At 65.6% G+C, this 17,610-nt stretch carries 15 protein-coding genes; 8 read left to right on the top strand and 7 right to left on the bottom strand.

Going from position 1 to position 17,610, the window contains the following annotated elements; genetic code table 11:
- The first annotated feature begins 23 nt into the window (after positions 1-23).
- From BUB09_RS03695 to BUB09_RS03675, 5 genes are all read left to right on the top strand, one after another.
- Positions 24-1,514 carry a peptide MFS transporter gene (locus BUB09_RS03695; protein ID WP_072895398.1) on the top strand — a complete coding sequence of 497 codons (1,491 nt, stop codon included), beginning with the start codon at positions 24-26 and terminating at the stop codon, positions 1,512-1,514.
- Positions 1,511-3,511, top strand: a complete 2,001-nt coding sequence (locus BUB09_RS03690; protein ID WP_245793114.1) for a M2 family metallopeptidase — start codon at positions 1,511-1,513, stop codon at positions 3,509-3,511. Before BUB09_RS03695 ends, BUB09_RS03690 begins: the two co-directional genes overlap by 4 nt.
- Before the next feature lie 21 nt (positions 3,512-3,532).
- Positions 3,533-5,368, top strand: coding sequence for a DUF885 domain-containing protein (locus tag BUB09_RS03685; protein WP_245793113.1), 1,836 nt, complete (start codon positions 3,533-3,535; stop codon positions 5,366-5,368).
- A 116-nt stretch (positions 5,369-5,484) separates the two neighbouring features.
- Positions 5,485-6,675 (top strand): cytochrome b/b6 domain-containing protein, encoded by a 1,191-nt coding sequence (locus tag BUB09_RS03680; RefSeq protein WP_072894381.1) that lies wholly within the window; start codon positions 5,485-5,487, stop codon positions 6,673-6,675.
- 61 nt (positions 6,676-6,736) lie between these two features.
- Positions 6,737-7,306, top strand: a complete 570-nt coding sequence (locus tag BUB09_RS03675) for a YceI family protein (RefSeq protein WP_072894379.1) — start codon at positions 6,737-6,739, stop codon at positions 7,304-7,306.
- Between the two features lie 63 nt (positions 7,307-7,369).
- Here the strand turns inward: BUB09_RS03675 and BUB09_RS03670 are convergent, their stop codons facing one another.
- From BUB09_RS03670 to BUB09_RS03640, 7 genes are all read right to left on the bottom strand, one after another.
- Positions 7,370-8,749, bottom strand: coding sequence for a S8 family peptidase (locus BUB09_RS03670; protein ID WP_072895391.1), 1,380 nt, complete (start codon positions 8,747-8,749; stop codon positions 7,370-7,372).
- 90 nt (positions 8,750-8,839) lie between these two features.
- Positions 8,840-9,721 carry a PPK2 family polyphosphate kinase gene (locus tag BUB09_RS03665; RefSeq protein ID WP_084083141.1) on the bottom strand — a complete coding sequence of 294 codons (882 nt, stop codon included), beginning with the start codon at positions 9,719-9,721 and terminating at the stop codon, positions 8,840-8,842.
- Positions 9,722-9,741: 20 nt separating this feature from the next.
- Positions 9,742-10,359, bottom strand: a complete 618-nt coding sequence (trhA, locus tag BUB09_RS03660; RefSeq protein ID WP_366486129.1) for a PAQR family membrane homeostasis protein TrhA — start codon at positions 10,357-10,359, stop codon at positions 9,742-9,744.
- A 233-nt stretch (positions 10,360-10,592) separates the two neighbouring features.
- On the bottom strand, positions 10,593-13,139 hold the full coding sequence (locus tag BUB09_RS03655; RefSeq protein WP_072894374.1) for a hypothetical protein: 2,547 nt from the start codon (positions 13,137-13,139) through the stop codon (positions 10,593-10,595).
- 147 nt (positions 13,140-13,286) lie between these two features.
- Positions 13,287-13,724 (bottom strand): NfeD family protein, encoded by a 438-nt coding sequence (locus tag BUB09_RS03650; protein ID WP_072895387.1) that lies wholly within the window; start codon positions 13,722-13,724, stop codon positions 13,287-13,289.
- 11 nt (positions 13,725-13,735) lie between these two features.
- The gene (locus BUB09_RS03645) at positions 13,736-14,692 is read right to left on the bottom strand and encodes an SPFH domain-containing protein (RefSeq protein ID WP_072894372.1); all 957 of its coding nucleotides are present in this window, start codon (positions 14,690-14,692) and stop codon (positions 13,736-13,738) included.
- Between the two features lie 48 nt (positions 14,693-14,740).
- The gene (locus tag BUB09_RS03640) at positions 14,741-15,193 is read right to left on the bottom strand and encodes a SufE family protein (protein ID WP_072894369.1); all 453 of its coding nucleotides are present in this window, start codon (positions 15,191-15,193) and stop codon (positions 14,741-14,743) included.
- A gap of 102 nt (positions 15,194-15,295) precedes the next feature.
- On the opposite strand from BUB09_RS03640, the gene msrP reads away from it, so the two are divergent.
- From msrP to rph, 3 genes are read left to right on the top strand one after another with little or no spacing between them, the layout of a single operon-like run.
- Positions 15,296-16,258 (top strand): protein-methionine-sulfoxide reductase catalytic subunit MsrP, encoded by a 963-nt coding sequence (gene msrP / locus BUB09_RS03635; protein WP_072894367.1) that lies wholly within the window; start codon positions 15,296-15,298, stop codon positions 16,256-16,258.
- 5 nt (positions 16,259-16,263) lie between these two features.
- Complete coding sequence (gene msrQ, locus BUB09_RS03630; protein WP_072894365.1) at positions 16,264-16,863, top strand: protein-methionine-sulfoxide reductase heme-binding subunit MsrQ; 600 nt, start codon at positions 16,264-16,266, stop codon at positions 16,861-16,863.
- Between the two features lie 31 nt (positions 16,864-16,894).
- Entirely contained in the window at positions 16,895-17,608 is a 714-nt protein-coding gene (gene rph, locus BUB09_RS03625; RefSeq protein ID WP_072894362.1) for a ribonuclease PH, read from the top strand.
- The last annotated feature ends 2 nt before the right edge of the window (positions 17,609-17,610 follow it).

Below are 17,610 nucleotides of genomic sequence, written 5' to 3'. Positions count from 1 at the left end.
CTGCGCCAACGAGTTTGCATGCCATGACGTCCACGGTCGCGACGCCGCATCCGCGCGGCCTTGCCACGTTGTTTTTCACCGAAATGTGGGAGCGATTCTCCTACTACGGCATGCGCGCGATCCTGGTGCTGGCGATGGTCGCCGCCGTCGACGCCGAGCATCCGGGGCTGGGCCTGTCGCGTGAGATGGCGTCGGCCGCGTACGGGCTGTACACGACGGCCGTGTATCTGGCGTCGCTGCCGGGCGGCTGGATCGCCGACCGGCTGATCGGCATGCGCAACGCGGTCTTCGTCGGCGGCTGCATCATCGCCACCGGCCATTTCACGATGGCGTTTCCGAGTACCCCGACGTTCTTCATCGGCCTGACGCTGATCGCGCTCGGCACCGGCCTGCTCAAGCCGAACATTTCAGCGATGGTCGGCGAGCTGTATCCCGAGGGCGGCGCGCGCCGCGATGCCGGCTTCTCGATCTTCTACATGGGCATCAATGTCGGCGCGTTCGCCGGCAAGCTGCTGTGCGGCTATCTGGGCGAGCACTACGGCTGGCACATCGGCTTTGGTGCGGCCGGCATCTTCATGATCGCGGGCCTGGTCCAGTACCGGCTCAACTCCCGCCATCTGGGCACGATCGGCCTGCTGCCGGCCAGCACCGGCGATGCGCAGCGCGACGCGCACGCGCGCCGCCGCGGCGCATTCGCGGTGGCTGCTGCGATCGCGCTGATCGCATTGGTGATGATCGCGGCGCTCGGCGGGTACTTGCCGATCGACCCGATCCGCGTCTCCAAGCAGACCGCGGTGGTGATCGTCGCCACGGCAGCGCTGTACTTCGGCTACGTGCTGATCTTCGGCGGACTCGATCGCAGCGAGCGTCAGCGCGTCGGTGTGATCGTCGTGTTGTTCATCGGCGCGGCCGTGTTCTTCAGCGGCTTCGAGCAGGCGGGCTCATCGCTGAACCTGTTCGCGCTGGATCATACCGATCGCGATATCGGCGGCTGGCAGTTGCCGGCGTCGTGGCTGCAGGCGGTCAACCCGCTGTTCATCATCATCCTGTCGCCGTTCTTCGCGGCGCTGTGGGTGAATCTGGCACGGCGAAATCTGACGCCGTCGGTGCCGCTGAAGTTTGCGCTGGGCCTGATCCAGATGTCGCTGGGATTTCTGGTGATGTTCTTCGCCGCTCGGCTGGCCGCCTCGGGCGACAAGGTCGCGCCGGCCTGGTTGATGCTGACCTATCTATTCCACACCACTGGTGAGCTGTGCCTGTCACCGGTAGGTCTGGCCGCGGTCACCAAGCTGGCGCCGCGCCGCTACGTCGGACAAATGATGGGCACCTGGTTCATGGCCGCATCGCTGGGCCATATCATCGCCGGACTGCTGGCCGGTCATCTGGCCAGCACCGACGATATCGCCGGCCTGCCCGATCGCTACTGGCTGGTGTTCGTAACCACCTCGGGCGCCGGACTGCTGATGCTGTTGATCGCCCGGCCCCTACAAAGGCTGATGGGCAACATTCAATGAAGGAACACACGATGACCTCGCTGACGCCGATATCTTCGACGCTTTCGCTGCGCGCCGTTGCTGCCGCTGCACTGGGATTGCTTGCGGCCTGCACGCGCCCGGCGGACCCCGCTGCCAGCGCGGTGCCCGAGGTCAAGCAAGCCGTTGCGGCTGCCGATGCCGACCAGTTCGTCGCCGATATCAACCAGTGGCGCGAAGCGAACTTGCCGCGCTTGTCCGCGGCGTTCTGGCTGGCATCGACCTACATCAACGACGACTCGCAGTTGCTGTCGGCCAAGGCCACCGAGGAGATGCTCGAATACGTCACGAAGAAAGTCGGCGAGTCGCGTCGTTTCGCCGGCGTCGACGGCATCAGCAAGCCAACGCAGCGTGCCATCGATCTGGTGAAGCTCGGCAGCACACTGCCAGCACCCAGCGACCCGGCGCAGCGCGAAGAGCTGGCCAAACTCGCCGCCAAGCTGGAAGCCAATTACGGTGCCGGCAAGTGGTGTCACACCAATGCGGCCGGACAGAACGAGTGCCTGCGTTTGCAGGAAATCGAAGCGATCATCAACAACGTCGAGCTGAAGAACACGCCGGCGCAGATGGCCGAAGCCTGGGCCGGCTGGCACGCCACCGCCAAACCGATCCGCAAGGATTACCAGCGTTTTGCCGAGCTGATGAACGTCGGCGCCAAGGAAATCGGCTTTGCCAATACCGGCGAGCTGTGGCGCGGCGGCTACGACATGAGCGCCGCCGAATTCGACGGAGAAGTCGAGCGCCTGTGGGGCCAGGTCAAGCCGCTGTACGAGGCGCTGCATTGCAGCGTGCGCAGCAAGCTCAACGAAAAGTACGGTGACGCCGTCGTGCCCAAGGACGGACTGATCCCGGCGCAGCTGCTCGGCAATATGTGGGCGCAGAGCTGGGGCAATCTGTACCCGCTGATGGAGCCGTACCAGGGCGTCAGCAGTCTCGATGTCAGCGCATCACTGAAGAAGATGCGCGACGACGAACTGTCGAAGATCAAGGCCGCGTTCAAGGGCAAGCCCAGCGTCGTGCAGCTGGCCGACATGGAGCATCAGGCTGATCTGGCGATGGCGACGCGGATGACGCGCATCGCCGAAGACTTCTACACCTCGCTGGGCATGCCCAAGCTGCCGGACTCGTTCTGGACCAAGTCGCAGCTGGTGCAGCCGCGCGATCGTGATGTGGTCTGCCACGCCAGCGCCTGGGACTTCGATCTCCAGCACGACGACGTGCGGATCAAGATGTGCATCGAGCCCGACGAGGAAAACCTGACGACGATCCATCACGAGCTTGGCCACATCTACTACTACCTGAACTACAAGGATCAGCCGCCGATGTTCCAGAGCGGCGCGCACGACGGCTTTCACGAGGCGATCGGCGACACCGTGACGCTGTCGCTGACGCCCAAGCATCTGCAGACGATCGGCCTGGTCAGCGACGTCAAGCAGGACGAGCGCGCGGTGATCAACGAGCAGATGAAGCTGGCGCTGGACAAGATCACGTTCCTGCCTTGGGGCAAGCTGGTCGACCAGTGGCGCTGGCGCGTGTTCGACGGGCAGATCGCGCCCGACCAGTACAACGCCGGCTGGTGGAAACTGCGGGCCGCGTATCAGGGCCTGGCGCCGCCGCTGGCTCGCAGCGAGGACGATTTCGATGCCGGCGCCAAGTACCACATCCCGGCTAACACGCCGTACACGCGCTACTTCCTGGCGTTCATCCTGCAGTTCCAGTTCCAGAAAGCGCTGTGCGATGCCGCCGGCTTCGAAGGACCGTTGCATCAGTGCGACATCTACGGCAACGCCGAAGCCGGCCAGCGGTTCATGGCGATGCTGGCGCAAGGTCAGTCGCAGCCCTGGCAGGACACGCTCGAAAAGCTGACCGGTACGCGGCAGATGGATGCCTCGGCGATCATCGAATACTTCAGCCCGCTGATGAAGTATCTCGAGGAGCAGAACAAGGGCAAAACCTGTGGATGGAATCCGGGTGCCTAACGGCCGCATTGCGGTGGCGGCATGAGGCGCTGGCGCATGCCGGCGCCGGTCAAATGGGCGGCTGCCGTGTTTGTGCTGCTGCTATGGGTCGGCGCTGGGCTCGCCGCGCACACCTGGTTTGCAAAGCCGCTGCGTTTCAGCTGGTTTCTCGACCGCGTGCTGTTGCAGCACACGCTCGATGATCCCGAGTTGCTGACCTCGCTGCGGCTGCTCGAGCCGCTCGGTATCGACGGGCACAACGGCCGGCTCACCGACTTGTCGGTCGAGCATGCCGAGCAGATGGCGGTGCATTGGCAGCGCGACCTCGACACGCTGCACGCTTATGACCGCAACGCGCTGAGCGCGGCCGAGCAACTGGCCTACGACGTGATGGACGATTTCGTTGGCGGCATGGTGCAAGGCCGGCCGTGGATGTTTCACGACTATCCGGTCAATCCGCTGGCCGGCGTCCAGTCCGAGCTGCCGACGTTGATGGCCACGCAGCAGCAGGTCGAGACGCCGCATGAAGCCGAGCAGTATCTGCAACGCCTGGAAGCCTACGGCGACAAATTCCAGCAACTGCTGCAAGGCCTGCGCTTGCGCGAGGAGCGCGGCATCATCCCGCCGGCGTTCGTCGTGCAGAAATCGCTGCAGCAGATGCGCGCCTTCAGCGCCACGCCGGCGCAGCAGAACCTGCTGTACGTTGCGCTGGCCGACAAACTCGCGGCGTCGGGCCGCTTCGACGACGAGCAGCGCAGCCGCGTGCTGATGCGCGCCGAAGAACGCATCGAAAGCGATGTCTACCCGGCTTACGACCGCTTGATCGCGTACTTCGAACGGCTGCAGCTCAAGGCCCAGCGCAACGATGGCGTCTGGGCGCTGCCGGATGGCGATGCGTATTACGCCTACCAGGTGCGGCGCAATACGACCACGGACCTGACGCCCGAGGAGCTGCATCAGCTCGGCGTCGCCGAAGTCGCGCGGATCGAGTCCGAGATGGACGCGATCCTGCGCCAGCAAGGCTATGTCGACGGCAGCGTCGGTGCGCGGATGGCGGCGCTCGGCACCGAGCCGCGCTTCTTGTACGACGACACTGAAGCCGGCCGGGCCGCGGTACTGGCGGACTTCCAAAAGATCATCAACGAGGCAATCGCCGCCGCGCCGCTGGCGTTCAACCGCGTGCCGGCGAGCCGTGTCGAAGTGCGCCGCGTGCCGGAGTTCAAGCAGGCCAGCAGTCCGGGCGCGTACTACGATCCAGCGCCGCTGGACGGCTCGCGACCGGGGACGTTCTGGGTCAACCTGCGCGATATGCGGCAGATCAAGCGCTTTGCGATGCGCACGCTCGCCTACCACGAAGCGGTGCCGGGCCATCACTTCCAGATCGCGATCGCGCGCGAGCTCGACGATGTGTCGACCGTGCAGCGCGTGCTGCCATTCACCGCCTACGTCGAAGGCTGGGCGCTGTACGCCGAACAACTGGCGCAGCAGATCGGCCTGGAGTCGGATCCGTTCGACAATCTCGGCCGGCTGCGCGACGAGCAGTTTCGTGCGGTGCGCCTGGTCGTCGACACCGGCTTGCATCATCGCCGCTGGACCCGTGAGCAGGCGATCGCCTACATGATCGACAAGACCGGCATGAGCGACGGCGACGTGGTCGCTGAAGTGGAGCGCTATTTGATCGACCCCGGTCAGGCGCTGGCATACAAGACCGGCATGCTGAAGATTCTGGAGTTGCGCCGACGAGCCGAGTCCATACTCGGGGATCGCTTCGACCTGAAAGCCTTCCACGACCAGGTCCTCAACGCCGGCGCGTTGCCGCTGGGTGTGCTCGAAGCCCGGATCGACCGCTGGATCGAAGCCGGTCGCGCGCCGCGCTAACAGCGAGTGCGGCGCCGCCGCTGTCATCAGATTTTTTGTCGGTCGGCTTCAAATGCTTCCGCTTGGATGCCCGCCGACCCGGCTCTATAGTCCACCGCAGCATCGGGAGCCTGACCGTGACATCGACCACGCCGCACCACGCCAACGACGCCGTCAAAACGCCGGGCCGCTATCACGCGGTGGCGATGTCGCTGCACTGGCTGATCGCGATTTTGATCTTTGGCGGCTTCTGCCTGGGCGTGTTCATGCACGAACTGCCGGCATCGGCCGAAAAGCTGCAGTACTACAGCTGGCACAAGTGGGCTGGCGTCACCGTGTTCCTGCTGGCCCTGCTGCGTGCTGGCTGGCGGATGACGCATCCGGCACCGCCGCTGGTTGCCGGCGCCCGCTGGGAACACGTCGCCGCGCATGGCGCGCACGTGGCGCTGTATCTGCTGATGCTGGCGATTCCGCTCAGCGGCTGGCTGCACAGCTCGGCAGCGGGCTACCAGACGGTGTATTTCGGCGTGCTGCCGATTCCCGATCTGATCGGCAAGGACAAGGTCTTGTCCGAGCTGCTCGGCGAAATCCATGAGGTGCTGAATTTTCTGATGCTCGGCGTGCTGCTGCTGCATGCGGGCGCGGCACTGCAGCATCACTGGCTGCGTCGCGACGAGGTGTTGCGCCGCATGTTGCCGGGCTCCGGTGGTGCCGCGATGCCGCTGCTGGCGACCGCGTTCACGGCCGTCGCATTTGCCGGCGTCGCCGCCGTGTTTGTCGCGGAAGACGAAGGGGAGTCGGCGACGGCCACGGCCGATGTCGCGACGTTGCCTGAGGCAACGGCTGGCGCTGCGGTGCTGGCCGGCGATCTGACCGCGGTGTTCCGGCAGATGAACGTGCCGGTCGAAGGCCGCTTCACGCGATTCAGCGCGACCACGTTGGTCTTCGACGCCGACGCGCCCGAACAGTCGCGAGCCGACATCCGGGTTGACACGGCGAGCTTCGATCTGGGCGACGAAGACTACAACGCCGAGGTCCGCAAGAAGGAATGGTTCGACACGGCCACTGCGCCCGAAGCGCGCTTCGTGTCGGACCGCGTGCAGCGTCTGGCCGATGGCCGCTATCAGGCCGACGGCACGCTGACGATCAAGAACATCGCGCAGCCGACGACGGTTGTCTTCAGCGTCGGCGATGACGCCGGCCGCACCGTCTACAGCGGTGAGGCGACGCTGTCGCGCGCAGCGTTCCAGATCGGCGACGCCGAATGGAACGACGTGCTCGACGACGCGGTCCTTGTCCGATTCAAGCTCACGGTCCCCGCACCGTAGTCAGCCACCGCTGGCGCGCTGCGAGGCCGCGATTTCACACCACACCGACAGGAGTTTTTCGATGATCAAGACCTTTACCGCTGCCGCCGCTGCTGCTCTGCTGTGGAGTGGCGCCAGCGTGGCCGCGCCGACGGCGTACACGATCGAATCCAGCCACACGTATCCCAGCTTCGAGGCGCCGCACATGGGCATCTCGTTCTGGCGCGGCAAGTTCAACAAGACGTCGGGCAGCGTCGAACTCGATGAAGCCGCCAAGACTGGCTCGGTCGACATCACGATCGACGCCACCAGTGTCGACTTCGGCCACGACAAGATGAACGAGCATGCCAAGGGCGACGACTTCTTCAACGTCGCCAAGTACCCGACGGTCGCCTACAAGGGCAAGCTGGTCTACACCGGCGCCACGCCGTCGGCGGTCGATGGCGAGATGACGCTGCTGGGCGTGACCAAGCCGCTGAAGCTGAAGATCAACAGCTTCAAGTGCATCACGCACCCGATGCTGAAGAAGGAAGTCTGCGGCGCCGATGCCGAAGGTGATTTCAACCGTGCCGATTTCGGCATGACCAAGTACGCCGACGGCGATGCCGGCAAGGTCAAGCTGCGCATCCAGGTCGAAGCCCTGAAGAACTGATCGCCGCGCTGCGAGCAACAAAAAGGCCGGCCCGCTCGCGCGAACCGGCCTTTTTGCTGTGCGCTAGAAGCCGCCGACGTTCAGTCGACCGCCGGTGACCGTCTTGCCGGCCAGCGAGGTGGTCGGCGTGGCCGACGCCAGAATGGCTTGCTTGATCTGCAGCGCAGTGGCGCCCGGATGCGTCGACGCATACAGCGCAGCGGCACCGGTGACGTGCGGCGCCGCCATCGACGTGCCGCTGTAGGCGGCATAGCCGGAGCCGACACCGCCGCGCGTGCGCTTGGGCACCGTCGAGTTGATGCTCGAGCCCGGCGCGCCGATATCGACCGTCGTCAGGCCGTAGTTCGAAAAGCTCGACAGCGCGCCGGTCGACGTGATCGACGCGACCGACACGATCACATCGCTGTCGTAGCCGGCCGGGTACTGCGGGCTGACGTCGGTGTCGACGGTGCTGTTGCCGGCGGATGCGACGAACAGGATGTTGGCGTTGCCACCAGCGACGATCGCATCTTCAAGCCCCTGCGAAAACCCGCCGCCGCCCCAGGAATTGTTCGTGGCGACGATATTCAGACCATGGCGGGTCTTCAGGTCGGTGAAGTAGTTGACCGCCTTGATCGCGTTGGCCGTGGTGCCGCCGCGGTTGCCGAGGAACTTGCCGGAGATCAGCTTGGCCGTCCAGCAAACGCCGACAACACCGATGCCGTTGCCGCCAACGCCAGCGATCGTGCCGGACACGTGCGTGCCGTGGTCATCGCCGACGCCATCAAACGTGCTGTTGTCGCCACCCGCAAAGTCCCAGCCGTAGAAGTCGTCCACATAGCCATTGCCGTCGTTGTCGATGCCGTCGGCGGTCTCGTACGGATTGACCCAGGTGTTGGCGCCGAGGTCTTCGTGCGTGCGCATCATGCCTTCGTCGATCACGCCGATGTACGTGTTGGCGTTGCAGGTATGCCCGGCCGCCCAGGCATCGGCCGCGTGGCTGCCGTAGACATTGGCCGGCGTCGACGTGGCGCTGTACATGCCGAACAGCTGGTTGCTGACGTAGAACGCGTCGTTCGACGTGGCGGTGTGCTGGTAGATCCAGTTCGGCTCGGCGAATTCGACGACGCTGCTGCGCGCCAGCGCCGCCAGCGCGGTGCCCATTGCCACGCCGCTCGGAATCCGCACCAGCTCCAGATCGCCCTTGCGATCCGCACGCCGGCTGCTGGCGGCGACGAGTTCGGCGCGGCTGCCGCCGATCGACTTGAGCGCGGCCAGCTTCTGCTGCGCACGCGTGCCCGGCATGAACTGCACGAGCAGCTCACCGCTGGCGTAGGGTCGCTGTTGCTGCAGGCCCAGCTGAACCAGATCGGGCCGCCCGCCCGCGACTGCGGTGGTGGCCGTCAACGACACGGCTGCCAGCAGCAGCCCACCGGCGATTTGAAGCATTCCCTTGTTACTCATCGCATCCACCCCTGACTGATGTGCGGCGAGAGGTTCGCCGGTAATCAATGCTACGCAGCAAAGCGCCCGTCACCGCAAGGGGGCAATTACTCAGTCGGCAAGCCGATGTCGCAAAGCCGACAGTTGATTCAGAGCAGGCTCGTCCAGTTGCGGGTAGCGCAGATCCAGCCCACGCAAGCTGCGCACCACGATGTCGGCGACGATCAAGCGCATCGTCGATTTACTGTCGGCCGGTATCGCGTACCACGGCGCCCAGGGTCGCGACGTGGCGTTGATCGCGTCCTGATACGCCTGCTGGTAGTCGTCCCAGCGATCGCGGGCGCCGAGGTCACCGGCTTCGAACTTCCAGTTTTTCTCTGGCTGATCGAGCCGCGCCAGCAAGCGCTGTCGCTGCTCTTCGCGCGACACGTGCAGGAAGAACTTCAGCACCATCGTGCCGTTGGCGGCCAGGTGCCGCTCATGATCGCGGATCGAGCGATAGCGCTGTTTCCAAAGCGTGCGGCCCGGTGGGCGATACGGCAGGTTCTGCGCCTGCAACAGCGACGGATCGACGCGGGTCACCAGCACTTCCTCGTAGTAGCTGCGGTTGAACACGCCGATTTGGCCGCGCGCCGGCAGCCGGCCGGTGCTGCGCCATAAGAAGTCATGGTCCAGTTCCTCGGCCGACGGGCGCTTGAATGCCTGCACCGAACAGCCTGCGGGGTCGATACCGGTGAGCACTGCTCGGATCGTCGAATCCTTGCCCGCGGCATCCATTGCTTGAAACACCAGCAGCAAGGCATGGCGACGATCGGCGCGCAGCACTTGCTGCAGTTCCGACAGCTCGGTGACGCGCTTGGCGAGCAAGGCTTCGCGTTCGACCTTGCTGGCCGGATTGTTGACGTGCGTCGGTGAGCGCGCGATCAACCAGCGGCCGTCGAACGAGGCACGATAAGGACTGTCGGCCGCCGCTGCATATTCCGGGATCGCCATCGTAGGAGCCTGCTGTCGCGCTAGGACCGCGCGCTCGGAATCACGTAAAACAGCACAGCAAAGAAATGCAGCATGCTGCCGGCGAGCACGAACACGTGCCATATCGCATGGTGGTAGCGCAGCGACTGCCAGGTGTAGAACGCCACGCCACCGCTGTAGCTCAAGCCGCCAGCGAGCAACAGCAACAGCCCGCCCGTGGGCAGCGCGTGATACAGCGGCTTGATCGCGGCCAGCACGCACCAGCCCATCAGCAGATACACGCTGACCGACAGCTTTTCGTAACGTCCGGTGGCGACCAGCTTGAACAGCACGCCGACGATCGCCAGCCCCCACGTGAACGCAAACAGGCTCCAGCCCCAGACACCGTGCAGCGTCACCAGCGTGAACGGCGTGTAAGTGCCGGCGATCAGCAGGTAGATCGTCGAGTGGTCGATGATCCGCAGTACATGCTTGGCGCGGGGCAGCGGAATGCTGTGATACAGCGTCGACGCGGCATACATCATCACCAGCGTGGCGCCGAACACGCTGCTGCTGACGAGGTGCCAGATATCGCCATAGACCGCCGAGCGCGCGACCAGCACGCACAGCCCGACGATGGCCAGCACCGCGCCCAAGCCGTGCGTGATCGCGTGGGCGATCTCCTCGCCGATCGTGTACAGCGTCTCGCGCGTCGCGGTCAGCGCGTTGTGGATGCCGTCGCGCGCGGCATGCAGCGCCGCGTCGAGGTCGCTCTCAGGTGAAGGCTTGATGCGATCGCTCCGCTGTTGGGGTTATCGTTAACGATAACCGCAAAACGGTAGCGGGCGTGTCAGCGCCCACCCGACCCGTCGCGCGAACGGGGGATGGCAGCCAACCGGACGGCTGCTTTGCCTCAGCGAGTGCGCGTGGATTCGTAGAAGTTCGTCGCCACCGAAGCCGCCTGCTGGAACGCGCCATAGGTCTGGTTGCACTGCGCTTCGCTATAACCCTGCTTGATCGCGTTCAGATACATCGCGTAGTAATTGAATGCAGCGGCGCACATCGTGTGCAGCTGTACATCCGGGCCGTCGCTGTTGGATGCGAAGAATTCCTTGTAATTGTCATTGCTGTAACCGGCACAAGCGGTGCTGCCGATCAACGTGTTCGATCGCGTCGCGAAGCCGCCACCACCACCGCCAGCAGCTGACGGACTCAACGCCGAACCGATGCCGGATCCGCCGCCAGCCGAGCCGATCGCGGCGCTGGTGCTGGACATGCCGTCGACGCCGCCCATGCTGTCCTGCACCGCGCCCATCAACAACTGCGCCTGCGTGCCGGAGTCCAGGCTGCCAGCGCCGCCGAGCACGGCGCCGGTGGCGATCGCAGCGAGCTTGCCCCACTGGAATCCGTTCTCGGCTTCGGCCTGTTGCTGGGCGCGGCGCTGCGCTTCGAGTTCCGCCGCACGCTGGGCGGCGGCGCGTTGCGCCGCAGCCTTGGCTTCAGCCTGACGCTGCGCCTCTTGCTGCGCGATACGTTGCAGCCGCGCCTTTTCGTCCGCCTCGGCCTTGATCCGTGCGGCGGTGGCGGCGCTGCGGCCGTCGTCGAGCTTCTTCTGCTCCATCCGCGCCAGATGGATCGCGTCGATACGCTCGCCGCTCAGAAACGTGCAGGGCTCAGTCGTATCGGGCATCTCGCCGCTGCATTCGCCTTCACCGTTGGGCAGCAGGCCTTCGAATACGCCGCGATACACCAGCTGATCGTTGCGCCACAGCTCGCCGCTGCCGACTACCGTCGGTATGCGGTCGGCGGAGAATTCGGCCGCTCGCCATTCGCTCGTCACGTGTCCGGGCCGATCTGCTGCGATCTCCTGCAGCCGCACCGGCAAGTCGGCGACGTAGCGCAGCCGGTAGCGGCCGTCGATCGACCAGGCGTCGAGACGATCGGGCGTGGTGGCGCAATTCGGCCCCCATGGCAGCCAGCCAATCGGCAGGTTCGGCCTGATCGTGCAATCGGCCGCTGATAGCGCATGCCGAGCCAGTGTCGCCGGCTCCGGCCTCGCTTCGGCCGGTAGCGCGCCCGCCTCGAGCGTACCGTGGTACAGGTAGGCTCCAGCCGGGCCGAGCACGGTAGTCGTCGTGGTCTCGATGCGCGTCAGCCCGGTCAGCAGCCAGGTGATTGCGTCAGCGGCAACCCCGTCGATCGGGTTGCGCCGCACTGCGTCCTGCGGCGCGCCCTTGCTTTCGACGATCAGACCGCTGGTTTGGTACGTGCCGTCTTCGGCGACGAAGTGCGCCTCGCTCGGCGGCAGGAAGCGCCCGGCCTGGACTTGGCCGTCGATCGCGCCGAGGCCTGGGTAGATCAGCCGCCCCGGTATCGCGGTCTTGCTGGCCGTGGTGCCACCGTCGAGCGCAGCGAGCACGATGCCGCTGGCCGGGTTCCACACCGCGAGCGGCGTCACCGTCATGTCGGCCGCAGCGGTGCCGGCGATCAGGCCGTCGCGGGTCCACACGACGACTGGGCCGATCGCGCGCACGCGCAGGTCATTACGGCGTAGCCATACCTTGCCGATCAAGGTGCTGCCATCGGAGAACGTGTAAAGGCCGTCGACACTGCCGCTGGCGCCGCCGCCACAATCCGCCTCGCGTGCTCGGAACGACGTGAGCTGGCGCTGCGTGCCGGCGACGGGCAGATAGCGCACTTCCACCGGCCCTTTGCGTCCCTCGCAGAACGCCAATCCGTTGATGCGCGAGACCGGTATGCCGGTCGCGTCGATGACCGTGCCAAGGCCTACCGTCTGGATGGCCGGCTTCCAGTCCGGCGCGGTCAGCTCGTTGTAGAGCGCGCGCGCCTGCTCGAACTGTGGGAAGCCCGGGACCGGCGCCAGCGCCGGGAATGGCGGATAGGCAACAGCGGCCGGCGCATCGACGACCACGGCCGGCTCTGGCATGTTCTTCGGCCGCTTGATCGTCGCGATGTCGCCGGCATCGCCGCTGAGTGCTTGGCGCGCGGCGCGCACGCGGTAAAAATCAGTCCGGTCAACGGCCTCGACACGCAGTGAGTACGCGCCGAACTTCTTGCCGTTGGCCGAGCGCACTTCGATCAGCAGATCCGCTGGGCCCACCAACTCAATCCCGCCGCTGGCCCCGTTGCCACCGCCTATTTCGCCGAGCGACAGCAGATCGCCCGCGGTCCAGCCGGCGTTCACGAATTTCACCGAAACGCTCAGGTCGACATCGGCGGAGTCAGCGGCGACCGTCAGCACCATATCCGGCGGTGTGCCGACCAGGTGATAGACGTCGTAGGGCACGCCGAGCAGCGAGCTGGCGTCGGTTTCATCGAGCTGGCCGTCGATGATCTGGCCGGCTTGCAACTCGTTGATGACCGTGCGGGCCGCAAATGCGGGTAACGGAACAGCGACCAGCAATGCAGCCAGCGAAACGACCACGGACCTGCGAGCCATGACTCCCCCGAGAGCGGCGTCCGTCCATAGATCGAATGATGGTCGGCCGTCCCCGTGGCCAGACGAGACGAAACGAGAGTTCCGTCACATAACCAGATTATAGAAGTCGGCAAATCCCCGGGCACAAGCGCGTCGGCCGTGCGGAGATCAACTCAGGCGCTCCACATGCAGTGTGACGCCATCGGCGCGGGTGACGCGAACCCGGCTGCCGGCCGGTGCGTCGTGGCCCGTGATGCGCCACTGAGAGTCGTCGACGCTGAGCTTGCCGATGCCGTTGACGATCGGGTCGGTCAGCGTGAAGTCACGACCGACGTAGGAATCACCGCGACGGTTCAGCGTCGACTTCGGCGCGGCCGGCTGGGCGCGTGCCCAGCGACGGTAGGCCATGAAGCTGACCAGCGACAGCAGGCCGAACAGCATCAGCTGCGCTTGCCAGCCGATGCCGAACAGCCCGAGCAAGGCACCGACGATCGCGGCCGATATGCCCATCCACAGAAAGACCGCGCCGGGCAGCAGCGCTTCGATCACCAGCAGCAGCAACGCGGCGATCCACCAATGCCAGAACTCGATCGTAGGCAGGTTCATCGGCAGGTCCATCAGCGCGGTGCCGAGGCGCTGCCGGACGACACCTTCTTGGCCAACTCGGCGATGCCGCCGATCGCGCCGATCACGCTGGCCGCTTCCAGCGGCATCAGCACCAGCTTCTCGTTCGGGCTGGTGGCGATCTTGCCGAGCGCCTCGACGTACTTCTGCGCGATGAAGTAGTTCAGCGCCTGCACGTCGCCGGCCGCGATCGCCTGGCTGACCATGCGCGTCGCCTCGGCTTCAGCTTGTGCAGTGCGCTCGCGCGCTTCGGCGTCGCGAAACGCGGCTTCCTTGCGGCCTTCGGCTTCCAGCACCGCAGCGGCCTTGTTCGCTTCGGCGCCGAGGATTTCGGCGTTGCGCTCGCCTTCGGCTTTCAGGATCGCCGCCTGACGGAAGCCCTCAGCGTCGAGAATGTTGGCGCGCTTCTCGCGCTCGGCCTTCATCTGCCGCGCCATCGAGGCCACCAGATCGGCTGGCGGCCGGATGTCCTTGATTTCGACGCGCGTGACCTTCAAGCCCCAAGGCGTGGTCGCGCCGTCGATCACGCTGAGCAGCTTGGCGTTGATGTGGTCACGCTGGCTCAGCAGCTCGTCCAGATCCATCGCGCCCATCACGGTGCGCAGATTGGTCATCGTCAGCTGCATCACCGCGAATTCGAGCTGCTGGACTTCATACGCGGCCTTGGCGGCGTCGAGCACCTGGAAGAACACCACGCCGTCGACGCCGACCATCGCGTTGTCCTTGGTGATGACTTCCTGGCTGGGCACGTCGAGCACCTGCTCCATCATCGACAGCTTGCGGCCGATGCTGTCGACGTACGGAATCATCCAGTGCAGGCCGGGCTCGAACGTCGCGCGGTACTTGCCGAAGCGCTCGATCGTGAATTCCTTGCCCTGCGGCACGATCACGACGCCCTTCCACAACGTCACCAGGAAAAACGCGAGTACGACGACGGCGAAGATGTCCATGGCACGGGTCCCGGCAGGCATGAGGGACCAGTGTAGTGCAGTGGCTCGCTAGCGGGCGTCCGCCTGGGCGGCGCTGGCCGCCAGCCGGCGGATGCGCTCCACCATCGAATAAAAGCCGTTGCGACGGTTCATCGTGATGTGATTCTCCAGCCCGAGTCGGGTGAACACCGCGCTGACGTCGGTGTCGAGAATCTGCTGCGGCGTGCGGCCCGACACGATCTCGAACAGCAGCGCGATCAGACCCTTGACGATGTGGGCGTCTGAATCGCCTAGGAATCGCAGCGTCTGCGGCGGGCCCGGCAGCGCCTCGCTCTGCAGCCAGACCTGGCTCATGCAGCCGTTGACCTTGTTGGCGTCGTTATGTTCGTCGTCGGGCAGCGGCGGCAGTTTGCGCCCCAGTTCGATCAGGTAGCGATAGCGTTCCTCCCAGTCGCCGAGCATTTCGAAGGTCTCGGCCAAAGCCTCGATCCGGTCATCGTGTGCTGCCGTGTCGCCTTGCATCGCTATCCGTCCGCGTTTCGTATCTAAACGTTCAAGTCTTATGGTAACGGCAGAACCTCTGCCGCATGCTGCAGTCGATAGTCGCAGTCCCCTGGAGTCACCATGCTGATCCGAATTCCCGCGCCGTCTGCCGTCCGCTCCAGCGAGATCACGCCCGAGAGCACCTACCGCAACCGCCGTCGCTTCCTGGCGGATATGGGCCTGGGCGCGGTCGGCTTGCTGGCCGCCGGCTGCAGCGAAGCCAAGGACGCACCGGCACCGGCCATCGCGGGCGCGGCGATCACCGTGGGCAAGCGCAGCGAGCGCGCCGGCGGCGAAACGGTGACGCCGATCGAAACGGTCAGCACCTACAACAACTACTACGAGTTCGGCACCGGAAAGGATGATCCGGCGCGCAATGCCGGCACGCTGAAGACGCGGCCGTGGACCGTGGCGATCAGCGGTGAATGCGAGGCCCCTGGCACGATCGACCTCGACGCGCTGCTCAAGCCGCACGCGATCGAAGAGCGCATTTACCGCCATCGCTGCGTCGAGGCCTGGAGCATTGTCGTGCCCTGGGACGGCGTGCCGCTGGCCGATGTGCTCAAGCGCTTCAAGCCGACCTCGAAGGCCAAGTTCGTCGCCTTCGAGACGCTGTACGACAAGGCGCAGATGCCCGAAGCGCGCTGGGCCGGCATCGAGCTGCCCTATGTCGAGGGCCTGCGCATCGACGAGGCGATGCATCCGCTGGCGTTCCTGTCGGTCGGCATGTACGGCAAGACTTTGCCCAACCAGAACGGTGCGCCGCTGCGGCTGACGATTCCGTGGAAGTACGGCTACAAGAGCATCAAGTCGATCGTTCGCATTCGCTTCGTCGAGCAGATGCCGCCGACGACTTGGAACAAGCTGCAGCCCAGCGAGTACGGCTTCTATTCCAACGTCAATCCCGACGTGCAGCACCCGCGCTGGAGCCAGCGCAGCGAGCGCCGTCTGGGTGAGCTGTTCAAGCGGCCGACGCTGATGTTCAACGGCTATCCGGAAGTGGCGCCGCTGTACGCGGGCATGGACCTGCGCCAATTCTCCTGACCACGATGCGCGCGGCGATCGTCCGCCCGCTGACCGCGTGGCGCGCCGTCGCATGGCTGCTCGGCCTGCTGCCGGCGGTGCTGCTGGCGCGCGACATCGTCAGCGGCGATCTGGGTCCGAATCCGGTCGAGACGCTGGAGCACGACACTGGACTGTGGGCGCTGCGCTTGCTGCTGCTGGGTTTGGCGATGACGCCGCTGCGCCGGCTGACGCGCCGCGCCGAGCCGATCCAGGTGCGACGCCTGATCGGTTTGTGGGGCTGGTTCTGGGTCAGCGTCCATCTGGTCATCTATCTGACGTTCGACCTGCAGTGGTCGCCGTCGGAGCTGATGGACGACTTGGTCAAGCGCACCTACATCACGCTGGGCTTTGCCGGCTGGCTGCTGCTGCTGCCGCTGGCGCTGACGTCGACCCGCGGTTGGCAGCGGCGCCTGAAACGGCGCTGGGTACAGCTGCACAAGCTGGTCTATCCAGCCGTGCTGCTCGGCGGCATTCACTTCTTCTGGCTGGTCAAGAGCGACATCCGCGAGCCGCTGCTGTATCTGGCGATCTGGCTGGGCCTGATGCTGGCGCGCATCCAGCGGCCGGCGAGGCCGGCGCTATAATCCGCGCCCATCATTACCGGAGGCGCCAACCGTGCCCCGTCATTCCGGTCGCGCTGCCGACCAGCTTCGTCCGATCCGCATTACCCGCTCGTTCACGCGCCACGCCGAAGGCTCGGTGCTAATCGCCTACGGCGATACCCAGGTGCTGTGCACCGCCAGCGTCGAAGAGCGCGGCCCGGCCTGGAAGAAGGACGGCGGCTGGGTCACGGCCGAGTACGGCATGCTGCCGCGCGCCACGCATACGCGCGGCCGCCGCGAAGCCGCGCAGGGTAAGCAGTCCGGCCGCACGCAGGAAATCCAGCGCTTGATCGGCCGGTCGCTGCGCGCGGTCGTCGACCTGTCGGCACTGGCCGGCTACACGATCACGGTCGACTGCGACGTGCTGCAGGCCGACGGCGGCACGCGCACCGCCTCAATCACCGGCGCCTATGTCGCGCTGGTCGACGCGGTGGCCGCGATGCGCCGCAAAAACCAGATCAAAACGAACCCGATCCACGGCCAGGTCGCGGCCGTATCGGTCGGCATCCACGCCGGCTCGCCGGTGCTCGACCTCGACTACGCCGAGGATTCCGGCTGCGAATGCGACATGAACGTGGTGATGAACGAGGCCGGCCACTTCATTGAAGTGCAGGGCACGGCCGAGGGTCACGCGTTCCGCCGCGACGAGCTCAATCAGCTGCTCGACTATGCCGCCAAGGGCATCGGCGAGTTGCTGGCGGCGCAGCGCGAGGCGCTGGCCGGCTAGGC

The sequence above is a fragment of the Hydrocarboniphaga daqingensis genome (genome assembly GCF_900129825.1).
Classification (GTDB): domain Bacteria; phylum Pseudomonadota; class Gammaproteobacteria; order Nevskiales; family Nevskiaceae; genus Hydrocarboniphaga; species Hydrocarboniphaga daqingensis.
Note: the sequence above shows the minus strand (reverse complement) of the source record. Positions and strands in the feature narration are given on the sequence as shown.

Excerpts from the sequence above, each read along its gene's own strand:
- BUB09_RS03695 (WP_072895398.1), top strand. The coding sequence starts at position 24 with ATGACGTCCACGGTCGCGACGCCGCATCCGCGCGGCCTTGCCACGTTG.
- BUB09_RS03690 (WP_245793114.1), top strand. The coding sequence starts at position 1,511 with ATGAAGGAACACACGATGACCTCGCTGACGCCGATATCTTCGACGCTT.
- BUB09_RS03685 (WP_245793113.1), top strand. The coding sequence starts at position 3,533 with ATGAGGCGCTGGCGCATGCCGGCGCCGGTCAAATGGGCGGCTGCCGTG.
- BUB09_RS03675 (WP_072894379.1), top strand. The coding sequence starts at position 6,737 with ATGATCAAGACCTTTACCGCTGCCGCCGCTGCTGCTCTGCTGTGGAGT.
- BUB09_RS03670 (WP_072895391.1), bottom strand. The coding sequence starts at position 8,749 with ATGAGTAACAAGGGAATGCTTCAAATCGCCGGTGGGCTGCTGCTGGCA.
- BUB09_RS03665 (WP_084083141.1), bottom strand. The coding sequence starts at position 9,721 with ATGGCGATCCCGGAATATGCAGCGGCGGCCGACAGTCCTTATCGTGCC.
- BUB09_RS03655 (WP_072894374.1), bottom strand. The coding sequence starts at position 13,139 with ATGGCTCGCAGGTCCGTGGTCGTTTCGCTGGCTGCATTGCTGGTCGCT.
- BUB09_RS03650 (WP_072895387.1), bottom strand. The coding sequence starts at position 13,724 with ATGAACCTGCCTACGATCGAGTTCTGGCATTGGTGGATCGCCGCGTTG.
- BUB09_RS03645 (WP_072894372.1), bottom strand. The coding sequence starts at position 14,692 with ATGGACATCTTCGCCGTCGTCGTACTCGCGTTTTTCCTGGTGACGTTG.
- BUB09_RS03640 (WP_072894369.1), bottom strand. The coding sequence starts at position 15,193 with ATGCAAGGCGACACGGCAGCACACGATGACCGGATCGAGGCTTTGGCC.
- msrP (WP_072894367.1), top strand. The coding sequence starts at position 15,296 with ATGCTGATCCGAATTCCCGCGCCGTCTGCCGTCCGCTCCAGCGAGATC.
- msrQ (WP_072894365.1), top strand. The coding sequence starts at position 16,264 with ATGCGCGCGGCGATCGTCCGCCCGCTGACCGCGTGGCGCGCCGTCGCA.